The 21,663-nt window shown below is 68.3% G+C and carries 18 protein-coding genes; 8 read left to right on the plus strand and 10 right to left on the minus strand.

The window, feature by feature from the left end:
- Window positions 1-670: 670 nt before the first annotated feature.
- On the minus strand, window positions 671-1,948 hold the full coding sequence (locus VFE28_02610; protein ID HZM14871.1) for a dicarboxylate/amino acid:cation symporter: 1,278 nt from the start codon (window positions 1,946-1,948) through the stop codon (window positions 671-673).
- Window positions 1,949-2,302: 354 nt separating this feature from the next.
- Between VFE28_02610 and VFE28_02615 the strand changes: the two genes are divergently transcribed.
- From VFE28_02615 to VFE28_02640, 6 genes are all read left to right on the plus strand, one after another.
- Window positions 2,303-3,871, plus strand: a complete 1,569-nt coding sequence (locus tag VFE28_02615; GenBank protein HZM14872.1) for an efflux RND transporter periplasmic adaptor subunit — start codon at window positions 2,303-2,305, stop codon at window positions 3,869-3,871.
- A 2-nt stretch (window positions 3,872-3,873) separates the two neighbouring features.
- Complete coding sequence (locus VFE28_02620; GenBank protein HZM14873.1) at window positions 3,874-5,088, plus strand: ABC transporter permease; 1,215 nt, start codon at window positions 3,874-3,876, stop codon at window positions 5,086-5,088.
- 376 nt (window positions 5,089-5,464) lie between these two features.
- Window positions 5,465-6,775, plus strand: a complete 1,311-nt coding sequence (locus tag VFE28_02625) for an efflux RND transporter periplasmic adaptor subunit (GenBank protein ID HZM14874.1) — start codon at window positions 5,465-5,467, stop codon at window positions 6,773-6,775.
- Window positions 6,772-7,473, plus strand: coding sequence for an ABC transporter ATP-binding protein (locus VFE28_02630; protein ID HZM14875.1), 702 nt, complete (start codon window positions 6,772-6,774; stop codon window positions 7,471-7,473). The genes VFE28_02625 and VFE28_02630 overlap by 4 nt, the downstream gene beginning before the upstream one ends.
- A gap of 94 nt (window positions 7,474-7,567) precedes the next feature.
- Window positions 7,568-8,785 carry an ABC transporter permease gene (locus tag VFE28_02635; protein HZM14876.1) on the plus strand — a complete coding sequence of 406 codons (1,218 nt, stop codon included), beginning with the start codon at window positions 7,568-7,570 and terminating at the stop codon, window positions 8,783-8,785.
- 7 nt (window positions 8,786-8,792) lie between these two features.
- Window positions 8,793-10,010 carry an ABC transporter permease gene (locus VFE28_02640; GenBank protein ID HZM14877.1) on the plus strand — a complete coding sequence of 406 codons (1,218 nt, stop codon included), beginning with the start codon at window positions 8,793-8,795 and terminating at the stop codon, window positions 10,008-10,010.
- Here VFE28_02640 and prmA read toward each other — a convergent pair.
- From prmA to VFE28_02675, 7 genes are all read right to left on the minus strand, one after another.
- Complete coding sequence (gene prmA / locus VFE28_02645; protein HZM14878.1) at window positions 10,001-10,948, minus strand: 50S ribosomal protein L11 methyltransferase; 948 nt, start codon at window positions 10,946-10,948, stop codon at window positions 10,001-10,003. The two genes, VFE28_02640 and prmA, sit on opposite strands and share 10 nt — an antisense overlap.
- Before the next feature lie 231 nt (window positions 10,949-11,179).
- Window positions 11,180-11,563 carry an ATP-binding protein gene (locus VFE28_02650; GenBank protein ID HZM14879.1) on the minus strand — a complete coding sequence of 128 codons (384 nt, stop codon included), beginning with the start codon at window positions 11,561-11,563 and terminating at the stop codon, window positions 11,180-11,182.
- Between the two features lie 107 nt (window positions 11,564-11,670).
- Window positions 11,671-12,111, minus strand: a complete 441-nt coding sequence (locus tag VFE28_02655; protein ID HZM14880.1) for a PIN domain-containing protein — start codon at window positions 12,109-12,111, stop codon at window positions 11,671-11,673.
- Complete coding sequence (locus tag VFE28_02660) at window positions 12,111-12,353, minus strand: hypothetical protein (protein ID HZM14881.1); 243 nt, start codon at window positions 12,351-12,353, stop codon at window positions 12,111-12,113. Before VFE28_02660 ends, VFE28_02655 begins: the two co-directional genes overlap by 1 nt.
- 439 nt (window positions 12,354-12,792) lie before the next feature.
- Window positions 12,793-13,362 carry a LemA family protein gene (locus VFE28_02665; GenBank protein HZM14882.1) on the minus strand — a complete coding sequence of 190 codons (570 nt, stop codon included), beginning with the start codon at window positions 13,360-13,362 and terminating at the stop codon, window positions 12,793-12,795.
- Between the two features lie 40 nt (window positions 13,363-13,402).
- On the minus strand, window positions 13,403-14,188 hold the full coding sequence (locus VFE28_02670) for a TPM domain-containing protein (protein HZM14883.1): 786 nt from the start codon (window positions 14,186-14,188) through the stop codon (window positions 13,403-13,405).
- Window positions 14,169-14,939: a hypothetical protein gene (locus VFE28_02675; GenBank protein ID HZM14884.1), complete on the minus strand. Its 771-nt coding sequence runs from the start codon at window positions 14,937-14,939 to the stop codon at window positions 14,169-14,171. Before VFE28_02675 ends, VFE28_02670 begins: the two co-directional genes overlap by 20 nt.
- Window positions 14,940-15,130: 191 nt before the next feature.
- Between VFE28_02675 and VFE28_02680 the strand changes: the two genes are divergently transcribed.
- Both VFE28_02680 and VFE28_02685 read left to right on the plus strand, forming a co-directional pair.
- Window positions 15,131-15,661, plus strand: coding sequence for a hypothetical protein (locus tag VFE28_02680; GenBank protein ID HZM14885.1), 531 nt, complete (start codon window positions 15,131-15,133; stop codon window positions 15,659-15,661).
- A gap of 12 nt (window positions 15,662-15,673) precedes the next feature.
- Window positions 15,674-17,530 (plus strand): PilT/PilU family type 4a pilus ATPase, encoded by a 1,857-nt coding sequence (locus VFE28_02685; protein HZM14886.1) that lies wholly within the window; start codon window positions 15,674-15,676, stop codon window positions 17,528-17,530.
- A 9-nt stretch (window positions 17,531-17,539) separates the two neighbouring features.
- On the opposite strand, the gene VFE28_02690 is transcribed toward VFE28_02685, so the two are convergent.
- Both VFE28_02690 and VFE28_02695 read right to left on the minus strand, forming a co-directional pair.
- On the minus strand, window positions 17,540-19,105 hold the full coding sequence (locus tag VFE28_02690; protein HZM14887.1) for a SpoIIE family protein phosphatase: 1,566 nt from the start codon (window positions 19,103-19,105) through the stop codon (window positions 17,540-17,542).
- A gap of 119 nt (window positions 19,106-19,224) precedes the next feature.
- On the minus strand, window positions 19,225-21,636 hold the full coding sequence (locus VFE28_02695; protein ID HZM14888.1) for a prolyl oligopeptidase family serine peptidase: 2,412 nt from the start codon (window positions 21,634-21,636) through the stop codon (window positions 19,225-19,227).
- Window positions 21,637-21,663: the final 27 nt, after the last annotated feature.

A 21,663-nucleotide genomic window follows, 5' to 3' on the forward strand; every position in this document is an offset into this window, starting at 1 on the left:
GGACCAGGAGGCCAGGAGCGGACCGAACAAGAGTACGTCACGCTTCTCGCGAAGGCGAAGCTGCGCCTCACGCGGCTCGTGCCTACTGCATCGGCGGTGAGCGTGGTCGAAGCCCGACTCGGATAGATGTGGATGGAGGCAGCCGGACCGTGTCACGCTGCTGGCCGACAAGATCATCGATCAGAAGCGGGTGCCGATGGGCACCTTGGAGTTCGTCTACGCCAAGGCTGAACGACAGCTGACCTGTGAATTCACCAGGGGGCGGACGCACGGGCTCTGGGCCTTCAACGTGTCCGGTGACGCCATGACGGGAACACTCGTGATCCTGCCCGACCAGTCCCTGGCCCGGCGCGTGAGCGTGCATCGAGTCCGCGATGATCAGGTTCCGAAGGCGCCTGCTCTCGACGAGTACAGTGGGCGCTGCCGTCGTGGCCTCCCAGCTTGCGCCGAACTCGCGCTCGCGGCGGAGCGACGAAGCCCGGGTGGATCCGAACCACGACATGCTGGTGGCATTCGTGCCTCTGCGTCACGACTGGGTTCTCTCGATTGAAGTATTCCCGTATCACCGGGCTTTCGATTACGCACCCAATGACTTTGTCCTGGTGAAGCTAGCAATGGGCCTGTGGTCCAACGCTGAGGCCTGACCCGCACCGGCGCGTCCGGCGCCGGCTCAGGCGCTGCTCTGCGCCTCGGGAAGGCGCTTTTCGCCGCGGGAGACGACGACGGCCGCCACGAGGTCGCCGGTGACGTTGAGCGTCGTGCGGCACATGTCGAGGAAGCGGTCGACGCCCAGGATGAGGCCGATGCCTTCCGCCGGCACGTGCACCATGCCGAGGATCATGGACACCACCGGGATCGAGCCGGCGGGCACGCCGGCGGTGCCAATGCCCCCCAGGATGCAGACGAAGAGCACCAGCACTTGCTGCCCGAGCGAGAGCGGCACGCCATAGAACTGCGCCAGGAAGAGGACCGTCACGCCCTCGAACAGCGCAGTGCCGTTCTGGTTCGCCGTCGCGCCGACGGTGAGGACGAAGCGGCTCACCGTCTGCGGCAGCCGCAGCTTCTCTTCCGCCACCTGTAACGCCGTAGGCAGCGTGGCATTGCTGGAGGCGGTGGAGAAGGCCGTCACCATGGCGGCCTGCACGGCGCGGAAGAAGGCGATGGGGTTCATGCCGCCGAGAAGTCTCACCACCAAGGAATAGAAAACGAACTGATGGATGGCCAGCGCCAGGACGACGACGAGGACGTACCGCGCCAGGTGCCCCAACACTTCGAAGCCGAGGTCGGCGGTGATGGTGAAGAGCAAGGCCGCGACGCCGTAGGGCGCGCAAGAGATGACGATGCCGATGAGTCGCATGGTCACGTCGTAGAGGCCCTCGAGGAATTCCTGGAAACGGCGGGCCGCGGCGGTGCGGGTGAGCGACAGACCGATCCCCAACATGAGGGAGAAGAACATCACCGCCAGCATGTCGCCGTTGGCGGCGGCACGGATCGGGTTATCGGGCACGATCTGCACCAGGAGCTGCAAGCCCGAGGGCGGCGCTTGTACCTGCGACACCGTCGCGGCACGCTCCGCCGCGCCGGCGCTCAAGCGAGCCCGCAGTTCCTCCGAGATGCCGCTGCCCGGTCGCAGCGTGTTCACCAGGAGGAGCCCGAGGAGGACCGCCATCGACGAGGCGACCACGGTGTAGGCAAGAGTCTTGAGACCGATGCGACCGAGGCTGCGGATCTCCCCCATGCCGGCCACGCCGAGGGAGAGGGCGGAGACGATGAGGGGCACCACGAGCATCAGGAGCGCGCGCAGGAAGATCTGACCCGCCGGCTGGGTCACGTGGCGCACGAACCATTGGAGGCCCGGAGCGTCGCCGAGGAGCTCGTGGGCAGTGATCCCGGCGACAATGCCGAGCCCACCCCCGAGAAGCATGCGCGTGTGCAGCGGCAGACGCATCGCGGCAGTATGGAGGCTCCGGTGTCCCGGGGACAACCGGGAGATGGGGGGAACCCGGGGGCGGGTGGGAATGTAGGCAAGGCTGGTGCGTGGAAGGTTCCGTCGGGGCGCGGGCCACGTGCTACGCTTGACGCCAGCAACGGTCCGTGCTGGAGTCGAACGCTCGTGCGCTGGCGACCTGCGTTCGCGGAAAACACGATCGGACAACAACGGATGCCGACCTCGCCCTGGCTCGTGCAGCACACGACCGCAACCGCGGTCCCGCTGCGAACTTCGACTGCCGCGGCCCCTTCGACTCGCCCCACCACCCCAGCGGTTGCACGGCAGCGTCCCGGACGCTACCGTCGCAGCAGCGTGTTCCTCGTTCTCCTCGGTCTCGCCACCACCTTCGGCGCTTGTGGCAAACAAAAGGACCTGCCGCTGTACGAGGCCGTGCCGGTCTCCCGGCGTGACCTCGTGGTCTCCGCCATCGCCGCCGGCCAGCTGGAGCCGGTGCTGACCGTCGACGTGAAGTCGAAGGCCTCGGGGGAGATCATCGACATGCGGGTCGAGACCGGCGCCGACGTCGACCCCGGGCAGCTGCTGGCGAGCATCGATCCCCGCCAGCCGCGCAACCAGCTGGCGCAGGCGGAGGCGAACCTCGAAGTCGCCAAGGCGCAGGAAGAGAACGCCGACGCTCAGTTGGCACGTTCCCAGAAGCTCTTCCAGCTCGAAGGCATCCCCGAGACCGAGTACGAGACCGCCAAGCTCGCCTCCGCCAATGCCAAAGCCGCGGTCGTGCGCGCCCAGGTGGACCTCGAGACCGCCCGCGATCAGATGGACGACACCCAGGTCCGCGCCCCGCTGCGCGGCACGGTGCTGGTGAAGAACGTCGAGCTGGGCACGGTGATCTCGAGCCCCACGCGCGACGTGGGCGGGGGCACCGTGCTCTTCCGCATGGCCAATCTGGATTCCGTGCAGGTGCGCTCGCTGGTGGACGAAACCGACATCGGCAAGGTGCGACCCGGCCTCGAGACCACCATCACCGTCGATGCCTATCCCAACCGTCCCTTCAGCGGCCGGGTGCTCAAGATCGAGCCGCAAGCCACGGTGCAGCAGAACGTCACCATGTTTCCCGTGCTCGTGGGACTCTTGAATCCGGAGCACCTCCTCATGCCGGGGATGAACTGCGAGGTGGAGATCCACGTCGGAGAACGGCAAGGCGTGCTCGCCATTCCCAACGCGGCGCTGCGCACGCAGCGCGACGTGGCCTCGGCGGCCCAGGTGCTGGGGCTCGACCCGGACGAGGTGCAGCACTCTCTGGCGGCACCGACGGACCCGAAGCCGGCAGCGGCGGATAGCAGCGGCGACAAGGACAGCGCGAAGGAAAGCGCCAGCCCGGCAGGTGCCACGACGCCAGGAACCGACGGCAAGGGCGAGACTTTCCGCCTCCCCGACGGCCGGGAGATCCCGCTGCCCCCGGGGGTCACGGCGGAGGCAGTGCGCGCCGCATTCCAGAAGCGCATGGCGGGACAGGAGCTGGCGCCGGCGGAGCGGGCGATGATGCAGCAGGTGTTCGGCCAGATGCGCCGGGGCGGTGGAGGCGGCCGCGGCGGCGGCGGCGGACGTGGCGGTGGCGGCTGGAACGGCCAGGGCAGGAGCAACGATTTCGGCGGCAACTACATCGTCTTCGCCCTGCACGGAGGCAAGCCGGCGCCGCAGCGGATCAAGACCGGCCTCACGGACCTGGATCACATCGAGGTGACCGAGGGGCTCTCGGAAGCAGACACGGTGCTGGTGCTGCCGAGCGCGTCGCTGCTGCAATCGCAGCGCGAGTTCCGCGAGCGCTTCCAGCGCATGACCGGCGGCGGCTTGCCTGGCATGCAGCAGCAGCAGCCGGCGCCGCGGGGCGGCGGCGGCCAAGCGCCGCGGGGAGCGCCGTAGCCATGCTGCTCGTGGAGATCCTGCGTGTCGCCCTCGAAGCCGTCCGGGCCAACAAGATGCGCTCGCTCCTCACCATGCTCGGCATCATCATCGGCGTGGGCGCGGTGATCACCATGCTCGCCCTCGGCACCGGGGCGCGACACGCGGTGGAAGCGCGGATCCAGGCCCTCGGAGCCAACCTGCTCAGCATCTATCCCGGGCAGTCGATGATGCGCGGCGTTGCCCAAGACGTCCGTGTCAGCCTGACGCTGGACGACGCCGAAGCCCTCGGCGGCGAAGCGCGCTACGTGCGGGCCGTGGTCCCGGAGCTGTCGCGCAACCTGCAGGTGGAACGGGGCAACCAAAACCTCAACGTCAACGTCGTCGGCACCACGCCCGATTACATCCCGGTCCGCAACTACACCTTGCCCGCGGGACGCATGTTCACCCACGGCGACGACGAGGCGCAGCGGCGCTTCGCCGTGGTGGGCTCCGCCATCCCGGACATGCTGAACTCGAACGCCACCGCCCTCATCGGCCAGCAGCTGCACATCGCCGGCACCCCCTTCGAGATCATCGGGGTGCTCTCGGAGAAGGGCGGCGCGCAGGGTTGGCAGAACCCGGACGAGCAGATCCTGGTGCCGTTGCAAACGGCGCGCTACCGGGTCCTGGGCACGGACCGGCTGCGGTCGATCACGGTGCAGGTCGACAAGCCGGAGTTCATGAACTTGGCGATGCTCGAGATCGAGCGGGTGCTGCGCCGGGAGCACCACATCCGGCCCGGCGAGGCCAACGACTTCATGATCCGCAACCAGGCCGATGTCATGGCCACCTTCCAGGAGACCACCCAGACCTTCTCCATCCTCCTGGCGGGGATCGCGGCGGTGAGCCTGCTCGTCGGCGGCATCGGCATCATGAACATCATGCTGGTGTCGGTGACCGAGCGCACCCGGGAGATCGGCATTCGCAAGGCCCTCGGCGCCACCCGCTTCCACATCCTCTTTCAGTTCCTGGTAGAGGCCCTGGTCCTCTGCTTGGTGGGCGGCTTGCTCGGCATCCTCTTCGGTTCGCTCGGCGCCATGGCGCTCTCCCGGCTGGCGCACTGGAACACCGCCATCCAGCCGCTCGCCATCCTGCTTGCCTTCGCCTTCAGCTTCGCCGTCGGCCTCTTCTTCGGCATCTGGCCGGCGCGCCGCGCCGCCATCCTGGACCCGATCGTGGCGCTGCGCTACGAGTGACCGCGGCGGGACGGCACCCCCGTCACGAGAGTGGCGACGGCACTCCGCCCCAGCAGGTGCTCTCGCCACCCGGCGCCGACCGCGGCTCCGGGCGAAAACCCGGGGCCCGTCCGCCCACCCCCCGGGGCCGGGGCGCGGTGGTGTAACCTCTGGTGCGCCCGGCACGTACTCGGCCTCGGACCCAGCAGCGTCGGCCCCTCCCCCATTCGATGGCTCCTGGCTCCGGTGCTATGCTGAGTCTCGCCGCAGAGCTGGTGTGTTGGCCGCACGGAACCTTGTTGGGTTTGTGGGCGTCCTCTCTGTGAGCGGGGATGGAGGCCTGGCCGGCACCCGGATGCATCGCCGGTTCCCGCTGCGGCTCCCGTGAAAGGATTCCATGCGCAAGCGAAAGAAGCTGTTCATCGGGCTCGGGATCCTGCTCGTTCTCCTCGCCGTCGTCGCCGTCAGCTTGCTGCGCGGGCGCGGCGAGAAGGGCACGCCGGTGACGCTCGCCGCCGTCAAGGTCGGCACGGTCGTGGGCAAGGTGAGCGGCCCCGGGGTGGTGAACCCCGAGGCGATCGTGGACATCAGCGCCCACCTGCCCGGCGAGATCACCCGGCTGGCGGTGAAGGAGGGCGATGCGGTGACCAAGGGCCAGCTCCTCCTCGAGATCGACCCCACCAAGTTCCAGGCCAGCGTCGAAGAGGGGCAGGCGGCGGTGGCGGCGCAGAAGTCACAGGTGCAGCTGGCGCACGCGCAGAACGAGAAGGCTCAGGCGGATGTGAAACGCTCCGAGGACCTGTACGCCCGCAAGCTGGTCTCCGACCAGGAGGTGCACCTGGCACGAACGACGGCGCGAGTGGAGGAGTCCCGACTGGGGGCCGCCGAGCAAGCGTATCAGCAGTCGGTGGCGGCGCTGCAGCGGGCGCAGGACGACCTCAATAAGTGCCGTTACACCGCCAACATGGATGGCGTGGTCTCGCGGCTCAACGTCGAGGAAGGCGAAATGGCCGTGGTGGGAACCATGAACAACCCCGGCACCGTGCTGCTCTCCATCGCCGATCTCGCCCGCATGGAGGTGGAGGCCGAGATCGACGAGACCGATATCGTGGACGTGCGTCTGGGACAGAAGGCCCGGGTGAAGGTGGACGCCTTCCCGGACACCAGTTTCGGCGCCACGGTGACGGAGATCGCCAACACCGCGGTGACCCGGAACCGGGGCACCCAGGAAGAGGTGACGAACTTCACGGTCAAGGTGGTCATGGTGGACCGCGATCCGGCGCTGCGACCGGGCATGACGGCGACGTTGGAGATCGAGACCGCGGTGCGCGACAACGTCGTCCGCATCCCCATCCAGGCTGTGGTGGCCCGTGACCCGGAGAAGGAGAAGCAAGCGCTGGAGAAGGAGAAGAAACCCAACGACAAAGGCGGGAACACCGCCAGTGCGGCGGAAACGCCGGAGGACGAGGAGGCGGCCGAGAGCAAGCGCAAGGAAGGAGTCTACGTCTTCCGCGACGGGCGCGCCGAGTTCGTTCCGGTGGAAAGCGGTGTGAGCGACGACCGCTTCATCGAAATCCGCACCGGCCTCGCCGCCGGAGAGCGCGTGGTCACCGGCCCCTACCAAACCCTGCGGACCCTCACCAGCGGCAAGCTGCTCCGGGAACGCAAGCCCGAGGAAGCCGCGCGGGAGGGCAAACCGCAAACATGACGCTCATCGACATCCGTGAGTTGGTGAAGGACTACAACATGGGCAGCACCACGGTGCGGGCCCTGGCGGGCGTGGACCTCAAGATCGAGCGCAACGAGTACGTCGCCATCATGGGCCCCAGTGGCTCCGGAAAGTCGACCCTGATGAACCTCGTCGGCTGCCTGGATACTCCCACCTCCGGGGAGTACTTCCTCAACGGCCGTGACGTGAGCCGGATGAACGACAACGAGCTCGCGGCGGTGCGCAACCGCGAGATCGGCTTCGTCTTCCAGACCTTCAACCTCCTGCCCCGAGCCAGCGCCTTCCACAACGTGGAGCTGCCCCTGGTCTACGCCCGCGTGCGCTCCGGGGAGCGGCGGAAACGCACCGCCGCCGCGCTCGAGGCGGTGGGGCTCACCGACCGCGGCCACCACAAGCCCAACGAGCTCTCCGGCGGCCAGCGCCAGCGTGTCGCCATCGCCCGCGCCCTGGTGACGGAGCCGTCGCTCATCCTGGCCGACGAACCCACGGGCAACCTGGACACGAAGACCGGCGAGGAGATCATGCAAGTATTCGAGGATCTGTACCGCGGCGGCAACACCATCGTCATGGTAACCCACGAGGCGGACATCGCCCGCCACTGCCGCCGCGTGGTGCGCTTGCGCGACGGTCACATCGAGCTCGACACCACCGCGGACCGCGCCTTCGCCCAGGCGTGAGTCGCGGCGCCGGCAGGCACGGTGCCGGTGCACAGGGTACCGACGAGATCGAGGCTCGCGTGCGGAGGCATTCCTCCGGCGCCGGAGGCCGAGGATGCAGTTGAGCGAATGCATGAAGGTCGCGGTGGGCACACTGCGGGCCCACAAGATGCGGGCGCTCCTCACCTGCCTCGGGATCATCATCGGAGTGACCGCGGTCATCGGCCTGCTGGCCATCGTCTCGGGCATCCGCGACAGCGTCTCGCGGCAGTTCAGCTCCATCGGCGCCGAGATGATCTCCATCAACCGCTGGGATTGGGCCTCGTCGGGCAACGACGAGGACTACGAGAAGCGCAAGCCCTTGACCATGCGCGAGTACGAAACCGTGCGCGCTCTGCCCTCCGTGTCCATCGCTTCGCCCACGGTGTACACCAGCCGGGACGTGGTCTTCCGTAACGTGCGCGTGGGCGGCGTGACCATCTGCGGCACCAACGACACCTATCCTGCCATCGAGAACTGGAGCGTGGCGGACGGGCGCTTCCTCACCGACGACGACATCCATGCCACCCGCCCCGTCGTCGCCCTCGGCGCCGACGTAGCCGAGAACCTCTTCCCCGGCGGCGGCGGCGTCGACCAGGAAGTCCGCATCGGCGGCCAGGCCTACCGGGTCATCGGCATCCTGGGCCGGAAGGGCAGCATCTTCGGCCAGTCCCAGGACAACATCGTCAACGTCCCCTACACCACCTTCGCCAAGCACTGGGGCCTGAGCACCCGGCGGGACGTCAACATCTCCGCCTTGCCCGCCGCCGGACATAGCCGGCAGGACACCATCGACGAGATCCGCGGTGCCTTGCGCCGGGTGCGACGGGTGCCGCTGGAGGCGCCCGACGACTTCGCCATCAACACCTCGGATCGCCTCATCCAGACTTTCAACCGCGTCACCGCCGGTTTCTTCGCGGTCATGATCATGATCGGCGGGATGGCACTGCTCGTGGGCGGGATCGGCATCATGAACATTATGCTGGTCTCGGTGACGGAGCGCACCCGGGAGATCGGCATCCGCAAGGCCATCGGCGCCCGGCGGCGGGACATCGTGACGCAATTCCTCATCGAGGCCATCATCCTTTGCCTCCTCGGCGGTGCCGTGGGCATCCTCCTCGGTTGTGGGATCGCCATGGCGGTGGCCCAGGCGTCGCCCGTGCCGGCACGGGTGACCCCCGCTAGCATCATCCTGGGCTTCGGCGTTTCCACCACCGTCGGTCTGGTTTTCGGACTGTGGCCCGCGGTCCGGGCCTCGCGCCTCGATCCGGTCGAGGCCCTGCGTTACGAGTGAGGTCCTGATGCTGCGCCATGCCACGCTCGCCTTCGATGCCGTCCGCAGCCACAAGCTGCGTTCGTCGCTCACCGCGCTCGGTATCTTCATCGGCGTCTTCACGGTGATCGTCATGATCGGCCTCATCGAGGGTGTGAACCGTACGGTGGAAGGCGTCGTCAACGAGGAGCTCGGCACCGACACCTTCTGGGTAGGCAAGGTCTGGGGACCCGCCCACAGCGACGAAGAACGCCGGCGGTTGTGGCGAGAGCGGCGCGACCTGACCTACGAGGACGTCGACGCGTTGCGCCAGTGCGACATGGTGCGGGCGACGGCACCGTACCTGGGCATCTACAAACCGGTTTACTACGGCAATGAGAAGAGCCGGCAGGTGGAGATCATCGGGACCACCCAGACCTACCTGGAAGTGATCAACCTGGACGTGAGCGAGGGCCGCCTGTGGACGGACTTCGAGGCCGAGCGCGGCCGGCCGGTGGTCATCCTGGGCCGCACGGTGATCCACAAGCTCTTTCCCGAAGGCAGCTATCTCGGGCGGGAGGTGCGCATCGAGAATCACCGCTTCACAGTCATCGGTGTGCTGCGGGAGCGCGGCAAGAAGCTGGGGAACGATCTCGACGCCAAGGCCCTGGTGCCGGCGCAGGCGCTGCTCAAGCACTACGGCCGGGGCCAGGAGCACTGGATCGTGGTCAAGGCCATGTCGCCGCTCACGATCGAAGAGACCAAGGATCAGGTGATCCAGGTGATGCGCAGCCGCCGCGGCGTGCGCGCCGACCAGGAGAACGACTTCGATGTGGTGATGTCGGACCGTTTCACCCAGATGTTCCGCGACGCCACCGGCGCCATCGCCGCCGGGCTCACCGGGATCGCCTCCATCGCGCTCCTCGTCGGCGGGATCGGCATCATGAACATCATGCTGGTGTCGGTGACGGAACGCACCCGGGAGATCGGCATCCGCAAGGCCGTCGGCGCCAGGAAAGCGGAGATCCTGCAGCAGTTCATCGTCGAGGCCGTCGTCCTCACCAGTATGGGCGGTCTGGTGGCGTTGCTCATCTCCACCGGCGTTGTCTCACTCATCGGCAAGTTGACCCCGGTCCCGGCGAGCGTTCCTTCCTACGCCCCGGCACTCGGACTCGGCATCTGCTCCTTTGTCGGCCTCGTCTTCGGCATCTTCCCGGCCCTCAAGGCGGCGCGCCTCGACCCGGTGGAGTGCCTGCGCTACGAGTAGGGTCGCGGCAGACGGCCGCTGGGCCGATCGGCCGCGGCACCGTCGCTCCGCGCCCCTTCGACCTCGCGTTCGCCTGTGAGCAACACCCACTCCTCCCGTGTCGCCGCCGGCGCGAGCCGGCACCAGGGGGCATAGGCGGCGATCACGGCTTCGACTTGGGTCTCGAGGATGCCGGCGAGGGCGAGTGCACCGCCGGGGCGCAGGCGCTGCCCGAGCTCCGCGGCGAGATCAACGAGGGTCCGACTCAAAATGTTCGCCAGCAGCACATCGGCGCTGCACTCCGGGAGCTCACTCGGCGAGCCTATCCAAAGCCTATCGGCGACGGCGTTCCGCGCCGCGTTCTCCGCGCACACCGCGAGGGCCTGCGCATCGAGATCGCAAGCCCATGCACGCTCGGCACCCAAGCAAAGGGCTGCAATGGCGAGGATGCCCGAACCACAGCCGTAGTCGAGAACGGTGCGCCCCGCGAGATCATGGGCTGCGAGCCACTCGAGACAAAGTGCCGTGGAGGCATGGGTTCCCGTGCCGAACGCGTTCCCTGGATCCAAGAACACCGTCGCCGCTTGCCGGTCCGGCGGCTCCATCCAAGTAGGGCAGATCCAAAGACGGCGGCCGAAGCGCTGCGGCTTCCAGTCCCGCATCCACTCCCGCGCCCAGTCGCGATCCTCCAGCGTCTCGAAGGCGAGCGACGCCATGGCCTCGGCGCCGGCGGTGGCCTGCAGGGCGGCGCGGATCGCTTCCCGTTCCACCGCGGGCGCGAAGAGTGCTTCGAGGCGCACCTCTTCCCACGGACTCGTCTCGGGGGTCGCGTCAACGTACCAGGCATCGGAACCGGCATCTCGGTTGGCCACCGAGAGCGCTCCGAGAGCGAAGAGCACGGCCTCGACGCTCTCGACGCTCTGCGCCGGGAGGACGAAGGAGAGCTGCGTCCAGGACATGAGGGCCTCCGCGCCGGCTCGAAATCGTGCCGCGATCGCGCCGCTGCCCGGTGCGGCGCGGGTCCATCTGGCGCCACGAGTGGAATGCGCATCATCTGGTGGGTCGACGTCGCTCGCTCAGTCGGTCGCGACTTCCGGAGCTTTCGAAACGGCGGCGCGTGCCCCCCGAGATTGCCGCCCCGGGCGGCCGGTGGCGAGATTGCGGTCGGCGTAGGCGGCAACTTCCACCAGCTACTGTCCTTGCGTCATGAGCTGGTAACGTTCCTGCAGCGACAACGAGCGCTTGCGGCTATGACCGATGTTGGTGGCGATGTATTGCAAGGCTTCGCGGCGCCCGAGCTCGGGAATGACGCCCTCGCCGTCGTCGAGGACACGGAGCGCCGGCAGCCCCCGTTCGCGCACCCTGGTGATGCGGACGTGGCGGGCGCCGGCGTCCAGGCTGTTCTGCACCAGCTCCGCCAGGGCCTTGCGTGGATCGGTCTGGCTGCAAGCGAGCCAGCGGATGAGCTCGAAGGGATCGTGGGCGCGCACTTTGCCGCGGAGGGCGTCCGGGGCGATGCGCCGCGCGGCGGGCCGGCCGCGGCGCCGGGGTTCGTGGCTCGGCGTCGGTTCCATGGCCGAACATCGTAACATGCCGGAGGAGCGAACACTCCGCAGACAGCTTCTCCTCGGCGCTGGGATCCAGGAGGCACCAGCCGTTTCGACGCCAACGGCGCCTCGGCTTATGAAGCGACGAATTCGCGAAGCTGGAGCACGTGCAGGCCTGGAAGCGAGGGCAAGGTGCGATCGTTAGTGAGAAACGAGGTGCAGCCGGCGCCAAGTGCGGCCGCAGGTTGCAACGCGTCGGGTGCTCGCAGGTTCGGATGGACGGCGCGGAGGTACGCCCCCACCCGGAGCTGATGACGATCGATGTCGAGGAGATCGAGCCCCCGCCCGCGGGTGAGGATCTGCTCGTAGCGGTCTGCGAGGGCGTGATTCCCCGCCCGGTAAGGGACGACGAGGACTTCCAGAAGGGTGAGACTGGAAGAAACGGCACGTACCCGCTGTGCATCGACGGCTTGGAACAGCGGCTGGACAAACGGGAGATAGAGCGCATTCTCCTCGATGAAGTAGATGAAAACGACCGTGTCGAGCGCCACCGGTCCGGCGCCGATCGCTTCCATCAGTCCCACGAGCGCCGCTCGCCTTCGACGTGCTCGACCGCTCCGATGCCCTGCCAGTGCTCCTTGCCGAGACCCTGTAGCTCCAGGAGGGAAAGACGCTCCGAGCGCTCCAGCGCCTCTTCGAGGATCACCGTGACCTCCTGGGCCACGGAGCGCCGCCGCTCCTTGGCCCGTTTCCGCAGCTGTCGGTAGAGCTTGTCGGGCAGATTCTTGATGTTCAAGATGGCCACTTGTTCCTCCATTCCTCCTCCATTCCTACTCCATTCCTACTTGGAGGAAGAGGCGCGGGCCGTCAAGAGGCGCCCGCGAGCCAGGTGTCTGGTGGAACGGGGTCGTTCCCGGCGACACTGGCCCGAGTCCCTTCAGGAACGCAGCGCGGCTTTGAAGAGCCGGTAGTGTCGGCGAAGCCGCAGCGCGTAGGGGCGTAGTAGGACGGCCGCTCCCAGCCGTAGTGGATCGAGGCCCAGACCCTTTGTACCGGCTCGTTGGTTTCCACCTGCAGGATGACCCGGCGGCAGTCGCATTCAGGGTCGTTGCAGAAAAACTCGACGAGGCCGTACTCCCCGTCGGGCAGGATCTCGTGATCGCCACCACCCAGAACCGAGTCTCGTCGTGTGCGAGGTCGTGCAACAGCGTATAGAGGTGCCATCAGCACGACGGACCTCGACCTGCTCTCTCTCCTCAGGAGCCGAATTTCACCCGCGGCACTTCCTTCGCTTCCGTCGCCACGGGATAGAAGGGCTCACTGCCGAAGCCGAACATGCCGGCGAAGAGGGTCATCGGGAAGCGGCGGACGGAGGCGTTGAAATCGCCGACGATCTCGTTGTAGCGGGTGCGGCCCACGGAAAGGCGGTTCTCGGTGCCGGCGAGCTCGTCTTGCAAGCGCATGAAGTTCTCGCTGGAGCGAAGCTCAGGGTAGTTCTCCACTACCACGAGCAGTCGGCCGAGCGCCGTGTCCATGGCCTGGCCGGCGGCGATGCGCTCCTCCGGCGTGCGCGCCCCCGCCATCTTGGAGCGGGCCTCGGCGATGTTGCCGAAGACCGTCTGCTCCTGGGCGGCGAAGCCTTTCACCGTTTCCACCAGGTTGGGGATGAGGTCGTTCCGGCGTTGCAGCAGGTTGTCCACTTCGGCCCAGGCGGTGCGCACCTGCGTCTGCTTCGTCACCAGGCCGTTGTAGCTGCCGACGACCCGCGTCGCGAGAATTCCCAGCAACACCACGACGACGATGAGAACGATCATGCCCTTGCGCATCGGATCCCTCCTCCATGTCAGCACCTCGTGGCGCTGCGCACTACCAGCGCCCGGTGGCGCCACCGCCACCAGAGGCGCCGCCACCAAAACCACCGAAGCCACCGCCCCCGCCGCCACCACCGAAACCGCCGCCAGAAGTCCAGCCACCATACCACGGACCTCCGAAGCCGCCGCGCCGCCGGCGACGGCGGCTGCCGCTCCCGAGAGAAGCAAGGACGATGACGGCGACGAGCACGAGAACGAGAGTGCTGGGGGGCAAGCCCTCGCGGCGCTGGCGCGGGGGCGGCCTGCCGCCGCTGGGTTTGGGGGCGGCGAGCCCTTTCGCGGTGGCGATATGCTCGGCGGCGACAGCGAGGCCGTCGAGGATGCCACCGGCGTAGTCACCTTCCCGGAAGCGCGGCACGATCTGCTGGCGGATGATGCCGCCAACGCGCCCGTCGGGAAGCACGCCCTCGAGACCGTAGCCTACCTCGAAGCGCACTTGGTGCTCCTCCACCGCCACCAGAAGCAGCAATCCCTCGTCTTTCTTCGCGCCCCCGATGCCCCAGGTCTCGAAGAGTTTCACGGCGAATTCTTCGATCGTCCCGGGTGCCACGCTCGGCACGGTGACGACGGCGCACTGCACCTGCAACGCTGTTTCGATCGCTGCGAGGTAGTTCTCGATGCGGTGTCGCGCTTCGCTGTCCAGGACTCGCGCCTCGTCCGTGAGGTAACCCTGCGGCCGTCCCAGATCCTCGGGTCGCAGAGCGCGCGAAGTCTCCGACGCACCCGCCAGGGCGAGGAGACAGAACGAGAGGAGAAGGCGCTCAGCGGGCCGGATACGCATCGACGGCACCGATGAGGGCTTCCAGCGCGACGAGGAGGGCGGCGAACTGGGCCGCAGCGCCAGCGGAGTCGGCGTCCGGGCGGCGGCGGGCGGCGAAGGGTGCCCCGAGGGCGGTGCTGTCCACGTTGTAGCGTTGGGCGACGGCGCTCACCAAAGCGTCGGCGTCGTCAGGCGGCGTCTCGCCGGCAAGGACGAGGAGTTGGCGCAACACCGCGGCCAGGCCGCCGGCGGCTTGCACGAGGAGGCGCTGCGCGGTGCCTGGGCCCTCTCCCGCCAGCAGGTACGCCTGGCGCAAACCGATCAGCTTGGAGCGGAGTTCGTATTCGCACTGATGGCGCAGGTTGTGCAGCCCGACGTCGAGCCCGGCGAGAGTGTCGTGACCCGCGAGAAGAGCTCGCCGGCCGACGAGGTCGAGGAACTCGGCGGGAAAAACGTCGGCGGAGCGACGGATCTGCGCCTCGGTGAGCACCAGAGGCACCACCTTCTTCACGCCCGGCGAAGCTTTCTGCAGCGCCCAGACGCTGCGCGCCAGGGTTTCGAGCCGCTCGAAGGACAGCTCCGCCAGCACGAGGAGCAGATTGACGTCGCTCTGCTCGGCAACGAAGCGCGGCGTCAAGGCGCTCCCGTAGAGATAGAGGGCGCGAAAGTCCGCACCACTCTCGCGCTGCATCGCCTTCACCCAGTGGGCGAGGCGTGTGACGAGCGCGGCAGGTGGCGGGACCAGCCCCGGCGCTGCTTGGGCTTCGTTCATGCGGGCATGCTACGCATCCAGGAAACGACAAGCAAGCGCCGGAGAACGACGCCGACAGAGCGGACTCCAGTCGTCGCCCCGTTCCACCCCTTCCACTCCAGTGCAGGAACGCATCTTGCCCTTCCGGAAACACCACGGCCGGCTGGAAGACCGCGCTCACCATCGACTCGCGAGGTCCGGAAAGGTCGCGCATGCCCGGCGAGTACCGCATTCCGAAACGGCAAGTCCCGGCGCAGGTGACGCTCGTCGGCGAACCGACGCAGGAGCTGCATCTCTTCGTCGGCCAGTACGCCGAGAGTCACGAGGGCGGTGAACGCCCGGGCGACGTGCTCAACGGCCGCGAGTCCTATGTCCCGGCGCTGGACGCGCAGGGAGGCACGCGTCTCCTCAACCTGGACGCGGTGCTGGTGGTGACCGTGACGGCGAGGGACGAAGGCGTCCTGGGAGCGCTCGAGTTCCAGGCGGCCGATGCCGCTTGCGTGGACGTCGTCGTGGCGCTCGAGGGGGGCCTGCATCTCCGCGGTGTCGTGCGTTACGTGCTGCCCGAGGGACAGCAGCGGCTGCAGAACTACTTGCGGCAGCCGGAACGCTTTCTGCCGCTGTACGACGGCCCGCGGCTCCACTGGATCAACCGGCGTCGCGTCGTCTGGGTGGAAAGTCGGGGCGTGGAAGGTATGCAGGCAGACATGGCTCTTGGCGCATCGGCGCCGCGGCGGAGTTGAGGGGAGCGCGGGATGGCCCAGCTGGACCGTTTCATCGAGGTCATGCGGCGCGCCGGAGCGTCGCGGCTCCGCCTCGGCTCCAATGCGAAGGCCATGCTGGAAACGGGTGGCGGCCGGCGCCCGGTGACGGCGCAGCCCACCACGCTGTCCCAGGTCATGCACCTCCTGCGCGAGATCGCGCCGCCGTCGCTCGCCGAGGTGATGTCCCAGGCGGATTCCTGCGAGTTCGACTACACCGCCCCCACCGGTCCGGTGCGCGTGCTGGTGCGGCAGCAGAACGGCAGCCTCGAGGTGCAGCTGGTGCCGGCCATCGAGACCGTGGCTGCCGCCACGGGTCCCACCGGCCGAGAGCGGCCCCCCGCGCGCGACTCTCTCGGGAACGCCCCGTTCGGCGCGGTGGCGCCAGCCGCTCCCGCCCCGACCTCGCCCGCGTTCACGCCGGCGCCGGCGTTCGCCCCCGCGGCGGCGAATGCCTTCGTTCCGGCGCCGGCGACAGCGCTGGGCCAAGCACCGGCAGCGCTCACTTCGACAACCGCGATGACTTTCGCGCCGGAACCGCCGACCGCATTCGCTCCGGCACAGGCCCCGGTGTTCGCACCCGCGACGGCATACGCTCCGACGCCCACGGCGTTCTCTCCGAGCGCGGTGGCTGCCTACGCGCCGGGGGCCGCCGCGTCCACCGCGACCCTGTCGCCGCCGCCCATGGCGATGCCGGCGTCATTGCGGCCGACGCCGCTGGACCTCGGGGCGCCCTCCGTCACCCACCCGGCACCGCCTGTCGTCACGGTGCCGCGACTCGAGCAGTTCTTCCGTCGCATGATCCAGGACAAATGTTCCGACCTGCATTTGTCCTCGAATTGCCCGCCGCTCTTCCGCAAGGACGGCGACATGGTCACGCTCGGTGGCACGACACCCCTGGCTCCGGCGACGGTGCGCGAGCTCGTCTGGGAGATCACGCCGGCGGCACACCGCGCCCAGTTCGAAGCCCGCCACGACACGGATTTCTCCTACGAGATCGAAGGCGTCGCCCGCTTCCGCTGCAACCTCTTCCTGGATCGCCGCGGCATCGGTGCGGTCTTCCGCGCCATCCCGGCCCGCATCCCCAGCGCCGAGGCGCTGGGGCTCAGCAAGGCCATGCTGGCGCTCTGTGATCTCTCCAAGGGCCTGGTGCTGGTGACCGGTCCCACCGGCTCCGGCAAATCCACCACACTGGCGGCGATGATCGACACCATCAACGCCGGCCGCGCCGCCCACATCATCACGGTGGAGGACCCGATCGAGTTCGTGCACGAGAACCGCCGCTGCCTGGTGAATCAGCGCGAGGTCGGCGGTCACACCGAGGACTTCAGGAGCGCGCTCCGGGCGGCACTACGGGAGGACCCGGACATCGTCCTGGTCGGCGAGATGCGCGACCTGGCCACGATGGAGATCGCCATCGAGACCGCCGAAACCGGACACCTGGTCTTCGGCACGCTGCACACCAACACCGCAGCCTCCACGGTGGACCGCATCATCGATCAGTTCCCCGGGGACCGGCAGAATCAGGTGCGCAGCATGCTGGCCGAGGCGCTCAAGGGGGTCATCTCGCAGACCCTGTGCAAGAAGAAGGGCGGCGGGTTGGTGGCAGCGCACGAACTCCTGCTGGTGAACCCAGCGGTGAGCAACCTGATCCGCGAGGGCAAGACCTTCCAGATCCCCACCATCATGCAAACGGGGAAGGGTAGCGGCATGACCACGCTCAACGACAGCCTGCTGGAGCTGGTCAAGGCGGGCATCGTCGAGCCCCACCACGCCTACAGCAAGGCCGTGGCTCGGAGCGAGTTCCGCGCCCTCCTCGAGCGCAATCACTTGCGCCTCGACGCCGTCTGACTCCGCGCCTCACCCGGCGTGACGCCGGAGCACCAGGAGGGTGCGATCGTCCTGGGGACGGACGCCCCCGAGGAAGGTGTCGACCGATTCGAGGACGCCGCGAGCCACCTCGTCCGCCGACGCCTCGCGCAGCGCCTCGAGACGCTCCACCAAGCGCTCCCGCGTGAACATCTCTGCCGGACGGCTACCCACCCGCAGCGCTTCGGTGATGCCATCGCTCCAGGCGGCGAACAAAGCGCCGGGTGGAATGACGATGCTGTCCGCCCCCAAGGGCACCGGGATATCCATGCCGATGGGAGGGCCGGTGGACGCCAGCGTCTGCGGTGGCAGGCCGGGAGCGATCAACACCGCCGGTTCGTGTCCGGCGTTGACGAAGTCGAACCGCCCGGTCCACGGTTCGAGATAGGCCAAGAACAGAGTGATGAAAACGTGCGCCTCCAACCGCTCCACGAGGAGGTCGTGCAGGCGCAGCGCCAGTTGCCGCGGCGTCGCCGCCGCGGGCGCCAAGGCGCGCAGCGTCGCCAGGGTCTCGGCCATGACGAAGGCTGCCCCCACTCCCTTCCCCGCCACATCGCCCACGGCGCACATGTAACGGCCGTCGGGGAGGAGCAGCGTCTCGTACAGATCGCCCCCCACCTTGGCGCAGGGCTCGAGCGAGACCGCCACGTCGAAACCTTCCGGGGACTGGGGCTCGCTCAGGAACCGCCGCGCGATGTCCGCCGCGGTCTGCAGCTCGATGCTGACCTTGGATTTCGCCAGCTTGGCAGCGACGAGGCTGGCGAGCAGCTGCAAGCGCTGCAGGTGCCGCGGCCAGAAGCGGCGCACCGGATCGTCCTCGTCCATGTAGAGAACGCCGAGGATGTCGGTGCCGTGCAGGAGCGGCACGGCGACGAGGGAACGGATGCCCTTGCTCCGCGCGCTGTGGAGCATCGCCTCGCCCCCGTCGACGTCGGTGACGAGCAGGGGCTGGCGCTGCCGCAGCACGGATTCGATGACCGAGCGGCTCACCGGGGGCTCGGCGCTGCCGGCCCGCCGCGAAGTGCAGCAGCGCAGCTCCAGCTCGCCCACGTCGTTCAGCAGGAAGAGACAGGCCTTGCGGAAGCTGAAGAGCCGGGCCACCCGCTCGAGGCAAAGCGGCCCCGCCTCCTCGGGGTCGTCGTCGGCCACCAGGAAGTCGCCGAAGTGGATCAGCTGGTCGAGGAGCCGAGGCTCACGCCCCGTGGCCAAGGGATAGCTTTGCGAGCTGCCGAGGCCGTCGTCCCCTGCTGGCGGCGCGGGTGAGCAGTTCCCGCTCAGGAAGTGCAGGGCCACCTCGCCGAGAGCGATCTGGTCCCCGGAGCGCAGCCGCTTGTTGGTGACGCGGTTGCCGTTGACGGCGATGCCGTTGCGGGCGCCGAGGTCGTGGATCTCGGCCTCCTCGCCGCTCACGACAATCTCCGCATGCACCCGCGAGACGCCTGGAAACTGCAGGACGATCTCGGCGCGCTGCGTGGATCTCCCGATCGTATTGGCGCCGTCGTGCAGCGGAAACACCAGGTGCTGGCCGTCTACGGCGCCTTCGAGCCGGTACATCATGGCTCGCCTCCTCTGGCGCTCCTCCGTCAAGAGGGAGAACGTCCAGGCCCTGGGGCAGCGCACAGGGAAAACCCGAGTCCAGCACCGGGGCGCGCCCCATTCCGGGCCTGGACCGACGGCTAGTCGGCGGAGCTCCTGTCCGCGGTGGTCCGGTTCTTGGCGTAACGGTCGCTCCACTCGAGCATTTCCGCCAGGGTGTGCAGGACCGACTCGCGGGCGGCGTAGCCGTGCGCTTCATCCGGCAGGAGGACCAGCCGCGCCGTGGCACCGTTGGCCTGCAGGGCCTCGAACATGCGCTCGGACTGCATGGTGTAGGTGCCGGGGTTGTTGTCTGCCTGCCCATGGATGAGGAGGATCGGCTCGTTGATGCGGTCGGCGAAGGAAAACGGCGACAGCCGCATGTAGACATCCCGGGCTTCCCAGAAGGAGCGGCGCTCGCTCTGGAAGCCGAAGGGGGTGAGCGAGCGGTTGTAAGCGCCGCTGCGGGCGATGCCGGCGGCGAACAAATCGGAATGGGCCAGCAGGTTCGCGGTCATGAAGGCGCCGTAGCTGTGGCCGCTGACGACGATGCGCTGCGGATCCACGACGCCGAGAGAGTCCAGGGTGTGCACTGCCGCCTGGGCGGCGCCGACGATCTGCTCTACGAAGGTCTCGTTCATGGTCTCGGGATCGCCGACCACGGGCATGGTGGCGTCCATGAGCACGGCGTAACCCTGGGCGAGGAAGCAGAGCGGCGAAGGGCCGCGATAGACGGTGAAGGCGTTGGGTACGGCCCGCACCTGCCCTGCTGTCGCCGCATCGGAGTACTCCAATGGATAGGCCCAGAGCAGACAGGGCAAGCGCTCGCCTGGGGCCCGGTGGGGCGGCAGGTAGAGAGTGCCGCTCAGGGCGACACCGTCAGCGCGGCGATACTTGAGCAGCTTCTTCTCCACGCCGGCCATCTGCGGGTACGGATTGTCGAAGCGCGAGAGGTGCCGGCGCCCGCCGCCCTGCAGCGTGACTACGTCGTAGTTGGGTGGCTCGCTCGGCGATTCGCGCCGCGTGACGATCTTGCCGTCGCCGCTGAAACCGACGAAGCCTTCCACCACGTCCGCGGCGGATTGGAAGAGCCGCGTCTTCTTCCCGTTCTTGGGGTCGAAGGCGTCCAGGAAGGGCCGCTGGCCTTCGGCGTTCGCGCCCTTCCCGGACAGATAGACATGGGCACCGTCCTGACGGAGAACCTCGAATCCATTCGCCAGCGTCCGCGTCACCGGTTGGCCCGGATCGTTGTAGGCGTCGTTGACGCTGAGATCGAAGAGGAGGCGCTGCTCCTGTGGCCGGCGGAGCGACAGCGCCCAGGTCTTCCGCCAACGCTTCTCGCGCTGGTACTCCGTGACCCAGACCTCGTCCTGGCGGGCGGTGAAATCGACGCCCCGGAAGCGGTGCTCCAGCTGCAGGACCTCGACCGCGGTTCCCTCGAACGGTGCCGCCAGGGTCAGGAGTCGATCGCGGTGCGCCGCCTTCCGTGTGGGATCGCCGCCGTCGAGCGCTTCGACCCAGAGCAACGTCGCGTCGTGCAGCGGCTGCCATCCGACCTCACGCGGACCCGTGGGCACGCCCTGCACCGGAACCTCGTCGGAGACGGGAAGCTCGGCGAGGGAGCGCACCACGGTGCCCTTCCCATCCAGCACCTCGACGCGGCGGGCGAAGTAGTAGTACGGCACGCGGTAAGAAAAGGGCCGGGTGAGCTTCGTCACCAGGACGAAGCGGCCGTCCGGCGAGGCTTCGGCAGCGAGGATCAGGCCCGGCTCACCGAAGGACTCGACTGCCCCGGTGCCCACGTCCACCACCGCGAGCTGCGAGGTGGCGAGGTGCGCGAAGAGAGCGGCGTCGTCCTCGTTCTCCAGGAGATCCTGATAGGTGAACATCCGTGTACGCTTGCCGGCGCTCTCTTGGATCACCGGCCCTGCCGGCACTTCCGGCGCCTCCGGAGCCGGACCCTGGTCGGCCGGCACCATGCGGACGAGGAGGGAGGAGCTGCCATCGTGCCAGACAAAAGGAGAGCCGAGAATGTCGTTGAGGCGCACCGTGGCGAGGCGGCGCGCGGCGCCGGTTTTGGCCTCGGCGACCCAGAGCTCCACGCCTTGCGGCCCATCGACGCCGAAGGCGACGCGGCTGCCGTCGGGGGACCATACCGGGATCGAAAAGGGCTTCCCCGGCGGGAGATCGACCGGGGTGACCTTGCCGTCGGCGACACCCACGAAACGAAGCTGCAGGAGGCGCCGTGTCCGCTGTCGCGCCTGCAGCGCCTGGTCGATGCGCAGGCCGGCCAGGGAGCGGAACGGCCGGGCGAGGAGGGCGAGCGGCGGGTTCGGCTCGATCTCCACCTGCAGGAGACGCTGCCCTTGCGGGTCGAGACTGGTGATGGGCGCCACCGGCGCATCGACGAGGGCGACCACTTCCGGCGGCGGCAGCTTGTAATGCGTCTCGGCGCCGGCGAGCGGCGCGCCACAGAGGACGAGGATCCCAATGGTCACGAGGTTGCCGCGCATGATCGCTCCTCTCCCTAGGGTTCCCGA

This window comes from Candidatus Krumholzibacteriia bacterium, assembly GCA_035649275.1.
Taxonomy (GTDB): domain Bacteria; phylum Krumholzibacteriota; class Krumholzibacteriia.